This is a genomic window from Aquibium sp. ELW1220, assembly GCF_030398385.1.
In the GTDB taxonomy this organism is placed as follows: Bacteria; Pseudomonadota; Alphaproteobacteria; order Rhizobiales; family Rhizobiaceae; genus Aquibium.
On the sequence record NZ_JAOAOQ010000088.1, the window covers coordinates 1 to 7,067 of the forward strand.

Here is a 7,067-nt window from a genome sequence, read left to right on the forward strand (position 1 = left end):
CTGACTTGAAGTCTGGCATCAGCGTCGTCCAAGCCCATCCAATCGCACTCCTCACCTGAAAGACGGCAAGTCTCGCCAGCGCATAGCCGCTTCGCAAGTTGGGGTGCTCGTGACGCTCACGATTCATCGACCCGCGCCGCTGGATTGGTTTGGTTGCCGGTGAGCAGGCGATGATGGAGCCCGAAGGTACAATCGAGGCGCTCGCGGTTCAGACGCTGGCTGCCAACTACAACCGCATCTCGACCGGGCTTGCGGAAACGCCGCAGACATGGCGTCCGCGCCTTGCGCGACGCAAGGACGGAACGTTCGACGCCTTCGCGTGGTCCACTGCCTTCCTGCTCGCCACCGGCTCCGCCCAAAGGCTCTGGCGCCCCGTTCTCCACGGCCCCCCCAGCACCGGTGACATCATTGCCCCGATCCGTGAAGCGACCACGGCGGATCCGCGGCTCGATGAAGCAGGCGTCGCTGCCATCGCCAGGGCCGTTGTAGCAATCCGATCGCACTTCATGCCGAACCGCGTCAAGGCGGCTCGCTGGTGAGCGGGCGATCCTGTCAACTCGGAAAAACCGTGTGGCGCTGATCGCGCTTACGGATGAACTCCTGGTGCCGGTGGCGCTGCATGCAGCGGCCGATGACGCTGCCGTCGAGGATGTCGAGTGCCGCAAAGAGCGTGGTCGTCCCATGGCGCTTGTAGTCGTGGGTCATGGTGGCGGGCCTGCCTGGCCCGACGAGCGTGCCGGGCCGGGTTCGGCTCAGCGCCTGGATCTGGCTCTTCTCATCGATGGAGAGGACGACGGCGTGCGCCGGCGGGTTCATGTAGAGGCCGACGATGTCCTCGACCTTCTCGGCGAAAGCAGGATCGCTCGATCGCTTGAAGGTGCGTATGCGATGCGGCTGCAAACGATGAGTCTCCCAGATCCGCTAGATGGTGCGCAGGGACAGTCCGACGATCCTTGCGACCGCGCGTCCGGTCCAGTGCGTGACCTCTCCCGGCTGTTCCGAGCAGGTGATGGCCAGCACCCTCGCCACCGTTTCCTTCGGCACCGGTGGCTTGCCCGGCGCACGGGTCTTGTCCCGGAGAAGATCGTCGATGCCTTCTTCGGCGAAACGCTGCTGCCAACGCCAGACCGCCGGCCGGCTGGCACCCGCGCGCCTGGCGACTTCGAGAACGGGAAGCCGGTCCGCCGAGTGAAGAATGATCCGCGCCCGTTGAACATGTTTCAAAGGACGGCTGCGGTCACCGATGATCGCCGCGAGGCGCTGGCGGTCGTCGGTTGTGAGGAGCACGCACGATGTCTGAGCCATCGTGCAAGACTCACATGTCCTGCCGCCGATGTGAATCCTTGAAATGTGTCAATGCACTGGGCGAGACCAAAAAGGAGAGGCGTGTAAGCTGCAAAACTAAATCGCCGCCTTAGCCAGAAAGCAGCGCGCCCCTTACCGTTGCACAAATGTGCCTGCCCGCGCCCCGTGAGGGACGCGGGCAGGAACTAACCGATAGATCGATTAGAAGTAGCGCGTGAAGCGAAGGAAGCCGCTGGTGGTATCGCCCCAGAATTCCTCGTCGGAATAAGTACCCTCGAGGCGAACCTCGAAGTTGGTGACCGGAACCCAGACGACCGCACCCTGCACCAGCCAGGCGTTGTCGCCAGTGAAGTCTTCGAAGTACTGGCCGCCAATCGTCGCAGTCCACTGGGCGTTGAACGAGTGGGTGTAGGCACCAGCGACCGACCACTCGACAGCCTGCGTGGAAATCGGCATGCTGAGAGCGTATGCGTTCGCATCAGATGCGTAGAACACGCCAGCGCGGATGTTGGAGCCCGCCATGTTCGGGATGTTGTACTGCATGCCGATCAGGCCAGCCCACTCTTCAGCCGACTCGTCGTAGGCAACCTTGCCCCAGACGCCGCCCCAGCCCTGACTGACGCCGAGGACGCCGACCACGTCAGGCATGTAGCCTTCGCCGGCCTGAGTGTCGTCCTCGAGGACGATCGAGCCGAACACGCCGTTGCCGCCCGAGAAGGTGTAGCCGATCTGCTGGCGCTGCTGATAGGCATAGACACCGCCGCCGTCGGTCGGGATAATGCCGAAGCGCGATATGCCCGGCAGGCCCCACGGGGCAGCAAAGGCAGACTCGGTATAACCAACATAGAATCCGCCGAGCTGAACGATCGCCTGGTCCATACGGTAATCGGCATCAGCATTCTCAGTGGTGTCCCCCTGCACGCGCATGAAAGCACGCAACGTACCCCACTCCGTGTCCGAACGCGCATCGACATTGAGGCGGGCGCGGGTGTTGAACGTCCAAGCTTCGCTTACATCATTGGTGCCGATCTGCATGCGAACATAGCCGTCGAAGCGCAGGCAGGTTTCGGTGCCGGGAATGTAAAAGAACCCGGTACCGAATGCGTCGCAGACGCGGACGTATTCGACCGGCTCCGGCTCGGCGATGACGATGGCGTCGGCAGCGCGAGCGCCGGTTACTGCGATAAGTGCCGCAGCCGAGCCGAGAAGCAGGCTATTGATGTTCATTTTCTGACCTCCAGTCATAGTTTCAAAGTGGGTCTGGGTATTCTGGCTGAAGGACAGCGTGGACTGCCCCATCCCCTTTTCCGAAAAAGATGCGTTTATGCGCCCCCTTTTCCGAGGACCAGACTACGAGTTCGCAAGCGGAGCGCAATCGATTTTGCGTGCCCTGCCGGGCACAACACGCTCGGAAAACGTTGAGCGTTGCCGATCTGCCACACAGCTGGCTGTTCGGTTAAACAGCAGGTAACGTCTGGGAAAACAGATTGATTCGATGAGCGCATATCGATGGCAGATGCAAGAAAATTTTCGCGCGCACGACACCGAATCAAGATAAACCGCCGTGAGGCGGTCGAAGCGACCCTGCGATCCACGATACACAGGGCGCTCCGCGAGCAAGATCCGACGGCAGCCCCAGGTGCCGTCGACGTGATATCCGAACTTACAGCAGTGATTGCCTCGCAACTCCTGTCCCAGACCCAATCGACCCATCGCGCCCTGAAGACGCTTGGGGACGATATTGTTGAGTATGGCACAGAGTTTGTAGAGCAAATTGTAAGAGATTCAAAAAAAGATGTTCGTGCGCGTATCAAGAAGATTTCGGCCGTCGCGCCTCCGTCCCTGAATCCATTGCTCGTAGCGGACGATTGGGCTGGCCCTGTTGCAGGCCCTACGATGATCGAAAGATACTTTGGGATACCTCGCTCCACCCTCTACAGATGGCAGAAGCGGAACGAGGTCGTATGGCTAAATACGCGAACCAGCAAGAAACCTGTTTTCCCGCTTCGACAGTTTGTTGATGGACGCCCCGAAAATGGAATCGCCGAGGTTGTGCAGTCGTTCACGGATGCGCGCGCAGCTTGGCACTGGTTGCTGAAGCCAAACCCTTTGATCGAGCATTGTGCACCAATTGAGAAATTATCGGCCGGGGAAACATCTCTCGTTATGAATGCGTTGAAACGAGATAAGGCCGATGATTAGCCCGTCTTATTCATGAGTTCGCTTTCGCGGATGACGCCGGTCGATGATACGCGCGCGGTCGAGGCGTCTGTTTCACCGCGGGTTGGTCTGGACTTGTAGAACGCGCTGGAGGTTGACGGGGCTTGGTTGCGGGGGCGTTCCGCCCGGGTCGGCTCACGGTCCTGCCGGCTGCAGCGTCGCGGCGGTGGAACGGAACAGACTTGCCTCGGGACAGGCGGCGCCAAATGCCAGGCGGATGCGCGAGACGGTTTCCGTGACGCGGGCGCCGAGCTTGAGAAGTCTCAGCCGCAGCGTGGCGAACTCGGCTTTGCCAAGATGATGGCCGGCGGGCACCGCCTCGCGCAGGGTGAGCATCAGCCAGTAGGCGGCGGTGTGGAGCACGAGACGGACCTGGTTGGCGATCGGTGATCTGCAACTGGTGCGGTCGGAGGCGAGCTGGCTCTTGTGCATCTTGATCAGGTTCTCGGCCTGGCCGCGGGCACAGTAGATCACGTCATAGATGCGCTCGGCCGATCCTTGCGTGAGGTTGGTGACGACGAAGCGGATGTCGAGGCCCAGGGTGGTGGCCTCGATGCGGGCGCAGACGCGGCGTTCGATGGTCCAGGACTTTGCCTGGTATCGGGTCTCGGCATAGCCGCGCAGAGCGGGCTTCTGGTCCAGTGCCCGCCGGGTCCGGATATCATCGGAGGCTTCATCGACAAGGCGGTTGAGGACGCGATTGCCGGGCTGCCCGAAGACGTAGTCGACGCCGTTCTGCTCGCACCACTCCATGACCTCGGGCCGGCCATAGTGGCCGTCGCCACGGATCAGGATGCGGGTGGTCGGCCAGCGGGCGCGGATGCGCCGCAGCAGACGCCGGACATGGCCACGGATCTCCCGGCCCGCCGGGGTCTTTCCCGGACGCAGGATCATCGCCACCGGGCGCCCCGTCGCGGTGTCGTAGATATGGATCGGCAGGAAGCAGCGCTCGTCGTAGTGGGCATTGAACAGCGACAGCTGCTGATGGCCGTGCACGACATCGACCGTGTCGTCGATGTCGAGTGTCACGCTCGCGGGCGGCGCCTGATAGCTTTGCAGCCAGAGATCGACCAGCACATTGGAAAGCCGGATGACCGTCCTGAGGTCCGGCAGGTTCTCGGTTCGCGACAGCGTCGGCTGCGAGCACAGGTCCAGTCCGGTATCGGGCAGACGCCCGCAGGCGAGCTTGAAGGCCGGATCGTTACGCAGCCGGTCGAGATCATTGGCGTCCTCGTAGCCACAGGCGATCGCCAGGATGCGGGCGCGAACAATGTCGGCCATGCCGTGCGTGACCCGGGCTGGATCGCGAGGATCAAGGATCACTGCGGCAAGCCTGTCGGCCAGTTGCAGGCGCCGTTCGGCTGCGGCCAGCAGCATGACACCGCCATCCGAGGTGATCCGGCCGCCATCGAACGCGGCCGTGATCTTCTTGCGTGCAATGGCTGGAAATGAAAACGGCAGCAACATATCGTCGGTCATGGCGGGCGTTGCTCGTTCGATGCAGTCAGCAGGGTTGGCTTCGACAACCGAATCCTACGCTGCATCAATCGCTTAGGCCACATCCGCCGCCACCGGCAAAGCACCCTCGTGAATAAGACGGGTTAGCCGCCATCTGCAAACAGTTTCTTCACGAACGGGTATCGCCCGAACAGCGTCCGCAGCACCAGAATGCCGCCGTCGCGGTCCTGGATGTCGGCCGGATGCACCAGCGCGTGCAGCACAAGACCTACCGTGTCGGCGAGGATATTACGCTTCTTGCCCTTGATCTTTTTCCCCGCAACATCCCCGCTCGGATCGATCGAGGCCCCCTTTTTCGGCGCTCTTGACGCTCTGGCTGTCGATGATCGCTGCTGTCGGGCTCGCCTCGCGACCCATTGCCTCGCGGCATCTCACGTAGAGCTCTTCGTGGATGCGTGAGCGTCACGAGCACCCCAACTTGCGAAGCGGCTATGCGCTGGCGAGACTTGCCGTCTTTCAGGTGAGGAGTGCGATTGGATGGGCTTGGACGACGCTGATGCCAGACTTCAAGTCAGGCATGAAGGCAGTGATTATCGCCGGGTAGAGGTGATCACGGGCCGCCGGCGACGGCGTAGCTGGACGCCGGCAGAGAAGGCGCGGATTGTGGCCGCGAACTCGGAGCCCGGCGCCAACATCTCCTCTGTTGCGCGGCGTTTGGGGGTCAATCGGGGACTTCTGACGATCTGGCGACGGCAAGTGGGGTTTGGGAGGGCGAAAGCGGCGGCGGCGACGAAGGCCGCCGTGCAGTTCGTGCCGGTCATGGTCGCCGACGAGGAACGGCAGCTCGATCATGGTGGGGCTCGCAAGAGTGATGCGCCCGCGGCAAGGGAGTTGATCTACACCGCACTGACCCGCCAGGTCGACGGCGTCGTCCTGTTCGTGCAGGGACAACCGTCGGACCTCAGAGCATACACATCCTCTAAGTATTCGGAGATCGCGCGGCGCTACACAAACCTCTTTGCTGCTCCGGACATGCTCGCTGAACCGCCTCGACGGAGCGATCGACTCCGCGAAGATCAGACAGCAGGTGCGCGACGTCTTCGATCTGTGAGTTTGCGCAGGGGATGGCACGACGAAGCGCATTTGATCGTAGGCCCCGCTTTACGAAGCGATTTGAAGGACTTCTCCCCCTCTTGCTTCCACAGTGCTTCCACGGGTGGTGGAAACGAAAGCGCCGCCCCGGAGGGCGGCGCTTAAGCGTTTGATCATGCGTGTGATTTTGGTTGCGGGGGCAGGATTTGAACCTGCGACCTTCAGGTTATGAGCCTGACGAGCTACCGGGCTGCTCCACCCCGCGTCAGGGTGTTTTGGTTTGTTGCCGGGGTCCGGTTGGTCCTGGCGTTTGCGGCGGTTGCGCCGGTCTGGTTTCGGGCGTGTGCCCGGTGTTTGTTGGCGGCCATAACGGATGCGGGCCGGCTCCGAGGGTTCGGAGGGCCGGCCCGGCATCCGGCATTGGCCGAACAACGTGATGAGAAGCTTTTGATTGTGCGTTTTGTAGACCTGGCAGCGACCTACTCTCCCGCGTCTTGAGACGAAGTACCATCAGCGCTGGGGCGTTTCACGGCCGTGTTCGGAATGGGAACGGGTGCAGCCACCCCGCCATAACCACCAGGTCGACGAAGCGCACAATCTTTGATCGAGAAGCTGGGGAGGGAGTGGCGAATAGCGAATGGCGAACAGGGCAACAAGCCCGGACGCCGATCTGCTTTCCGTCTCTCTCGTCTTTTCCGCGCAGGTCGCAGCCCTTGGGCTGCGTTTCCAGTCCATCACCACGACGATGCAGAACGACATTCGGGCGAAGCCCGCAAGGCCGACCGGCCGCCGCGCCTGATGGCGCGCCCTGTCCGGAGGATAGCGGCCGAAGGCCGCGCTCATCCGTGAGGACGTTCAGATGGGCATTCGTAATGAGAATGATCAAGCCAATCGAGCTATTAGTACCGGTAAGCTTCATGCGTTGCCGCACTTCCACACCCGGCCTATCAACGTGGTCGTCTTCCACGGCTCTGATAGGGAATACTCGTTTT

Annotated in this window: 6 protein-coding genes, 1 tRNA gene, 2 rRNA genes and 2 pseudogenes; 4 read left to right on the plus strand and 7 right to left on the minus strand. The window is 61.9% G+C overall.

The genetic code is table 11. From position 1 onward, the window contains the following. Positions 1-125: 125 nt before the first annotated feature. A complete protein-coding gene (locus N1F91_RS30590) occupies positions 126-539 on the plus strand; it encodes a UPF0149 family protein (RefSeq protein WP_289997700.1) in 414 nt (137 codons plus the stop codon). 49 nt (positions 540-588) lie between these two features. On the opposite strand, the pseudogene N1F91_RS30595 reads toward N1F91_RS30590, so the two are convergent. Both N1F91_RS30595 and N1F91_RS30600 read right to left on the minus strand, forming a co-directional pair. Further along, positions 589-1,305 (minus strand): annotated as a pseudogene (locus N1F91_RS30595) (IS630 family transposase); the annotation flags it as partial. Between the two features lie 201 nt (positions 1,306-1,506). Then, positions 1,507-2,532 (minus strand): porin, encoded by a 1,026-nt coding sequence (locus tag N1F91_RS30600; protein ID WP_289997695.1) that lies wholly within the window; start codon positions 2,530-2,532, stop codon positions 1,507-1,509. Between the two features lie 282 nt (positions 2,533-2,814). Here N1F91_RS30600 and N1F91_RS30605 point away from each other — a divergent pair, with 282 nt between their 5' ends. After that, positions 2,815-3,507, plus strand: coding sequence for a hypothetical protein (locus tag N1F91_RS30605; RefSeq protein ID WP_289997696.1), 693 nt, complete (start codon positions 2,815-2,817; stop codon positions 3,505-3,507). Positions 3,508-3,660: 153 nt separating this feature from the next. Here N1F91_RS30605 and N1F91_RS30610 read toward each other — a convergent pair whose 3' ends face one another. Together N1F91_RS30610 and N1F91_RS30615 are read right to left on the minus strand one after the other, a co-directional pair. Further along, entirely contained in the window at positions 3,661-5,004 is a 1,344-nt protein-coding gene (locus N1F91_RS30610; protein ID WP_289997697.1) for an IS1380 family transposase, read from the minus strand. 125 nt (positions 5,005-5,129) lie between these two features. Then, positions 5,130-5,436: pseudogene (locus N1F91_RS30615) on the minus strand (transposase); the annotation flags it as partial. An 84-nt stretch (positions 5,437-5,520) separates the two neighbouring features. Here N1F91_RS30615 and N1F91_RS30620 point away from each other — a divergent pair. Then, positions 5,521-6,240, plus strand: a complete 720-nt coding sequence (locus N1F91_RS30620) for a transposase (protein WP_289997698.1) — start codon at positions 5,521-5,523, stop codon at positions 6,238-6,240. A 23-nt stretch (positions 6,241-6,263) separates the two neighbouring features. Here the strand turns inward: N1F91_RS30620 and N1F91_RS30625 are convergent. Beyond that, a tRNA-Met gene (locus N1F91_RS30625) sits at positions 6,264-6,340 on the minus strand. 201 nt (positions 6,341-6,541) lie between these two features. Then, a 5S ribosomal RNA gene (gene rrf, locus N1F91_RS30630) occupies positions 6,542-6,656 on the minus strand. A 56-nt stretch (positions 6,657-6,712) separates the two neighbouring features. Between rrf and N1F91_RS30635 the strand changes: the two genes are divergently transcribed. Continuing rightward, complete coding sequence (locus N1F91_RS30635) at positions 6,713-6,874, plus strand: hypothetical protein (RefSeq protein ID WP_289997699.1); 162 nt, start codon at positions 6,713-6,715, stop codon at positions 6,872-6,874. A gap of 79 nt (positions 6,875-6,953) precedes the next feature. Here N1F91_RS30635 and N1F91_RS30640 read toward each other — a convergent pair. Further along, positions 6,954-7,067 (minus strand): 23S ribosomal RNA (locus N1F91_RS30640); the annotation flags it as partial.

Bases quoted from the DNA above. Each gene is read 5' to 3' on its own strand.
- N1F91_RS30610 (WP_289997697.1), bottom strand. From the start codon at position 5,004: ATGACCGACGATATGTTGCTGCCGTTTTCATTTCCAGCCATTGCACGC.
- N1F91_RS30605 (WP_289997696.1), top strand. From the start codon at position 2,815: ATGGCAGATGCAAGAAAATTTTCGCGCGCACGACACCGAATCAAGATA.
- N1F91_RS30620 (WP_289997698.1), top strand. From the start codon at position 5,521: ATGGGCTTGGACGACGCTGATGCCAGACTTCAAGTCAGGCATGAAGGC.
- N1F91_RS30635 (WP_289997699.1), top strand. From the start codon at position 6,713: ATGGCGAACAGGGCAACAAGCCCGGACGCCGATCTGCTTTCCGTCTCT.
- N1F91_RS30600 (WP_289997695.1), bottom strand. From the start codon at position 2,532: ATGAACATCAATAGCCTGCTTCTCGGCTCGGCTGCGGCACTTATCGCA.